2 protein-coding genes are annotated in these 1,096 nt (G+C 27.2%); both read left to right on the top strand.

The window, feature by feature from the left end; translation table 11 throughout:
* Window positions 1–133 precede the first annotated feature (133 nt).
* The gene (locus tag KM885_RS17755) at window positions 134–583 is read left to right on the top strand and encodes a P-loop NTPase family protein (RefSeq protein ID WP_060669371.1); all 450 of its coding nucleotides are present in this window, start codon (window positions 134–136) and stop codon (window positions 581–583) included.
* Window positions 561–1,070: a hypothetical protein gene (locus KM885_RS17750; protein WP_216884343.1), complete on the top strand. Its 510-nt coding sequence runs from the start codon at window positions 561–563 to the stop codon at window positions 1,068–1,070. Before KM885_RS17755 ends, KM885_RS17750 begins: the two co-directional genes overlap by 23 nt.
* Window positions 1,071–1,096 lie beyond the last annotated feature (26 nt).

Genomic DNA, 1,096 nt, shown 5'->3' with positions numbered 1-1,096 from the left:
GACTAAATTAGCTGGATTCCTTGGTAGATATGCATTTTTAGGCGCTCAAGGATTTTTTATGAATAATTAAGGTATATATTTATCTAGTGAGGATTTTTTACCGGATTTTTTAACAGGTAAAGAATATATAGAAATGATATGTGATTTTTATGATACACCATTGGATAAAGAAAAGTTATCTCGCTTAGTAGAGTATTATTCTTTAGATTCTAAATTAGATCAATTGATAGAAGGTTACTCTCATGGAATGAGGAAAAAGATTCAATTAGTTAGTGCATTTATGATTAACAATAAAATTATTATTATAGATGAAACATTGAATGGTATAGATGTGGAAGCAAAAGAAGCAACCAAACTATTATTTGAACAATACAAACGACGTGGTGGTTCCATAATAATGTGTACCCATGATTTAGAATTAGTTGAAGAGATAGGATATAGGGTGTTACTCATTAATAATGGTGTAATATACATAGATGATCTTATTGAAAACATTCTCAAGACTGGTTCTAATTTAACAAATGTTTTTAAAGAGCTTATAGATTATGAGGGCATGAAAAATGAAATTGAAAAATATTTTTAATTTACAAAAGCTATATTTCCTATTTATTTTAAGAAGAATTCTAAGTGTGGGTATATTAAAAGAGAAAATATTTAAAGCTTTCATCTTTATTGCTACAATAGTAACTATTACGGTAACCACAGTTTTTCTATATAATTTTTTAGATGACACCGATGTTTCCGAACAAATTAACTTTATATATTTTATTATTAAAATGCAAGGTGTAAATATTATCGTTTGGACGATGATTATATTCGTTTTTACTAGAATTATTTTCTTGAAAAAAGGGGATTTCTTAAAAATAACAAATCAGTTGCCAATTACACATAATGAAAGAAATAGTTCATTTATTATTTTTGAATTGCTTATGTCTTTAACTATTATTTTTCTAATTAGTATGGATCTACGTCAAGTTTTTGGACACAAAAAGATTAAGTTTTTTTGCACAACAACCATTATGGATTGTTCCACGTCCCAAGTAGATTGTCAAAGTGAAAAGATCCTTTGACAATCTACTTGGGACGTGGAGAAATA

It is taken from the genome of Oceanobacillus caeni (assembly GCF_019037185.1).
In the GTDB taxonomy this organism is placed as follows: domain Bacteria; phylum Bacillota; class Bacilli; order Bacillales; family Amphibacillaceae; genus Oceanobacillus; species Oceanobacillus caeni.
The sequence above is the reverse complement of the archived record's forward strand: the minus strand, read 5'-3'. Positions and strand labels throughout refer to the sequence as shown.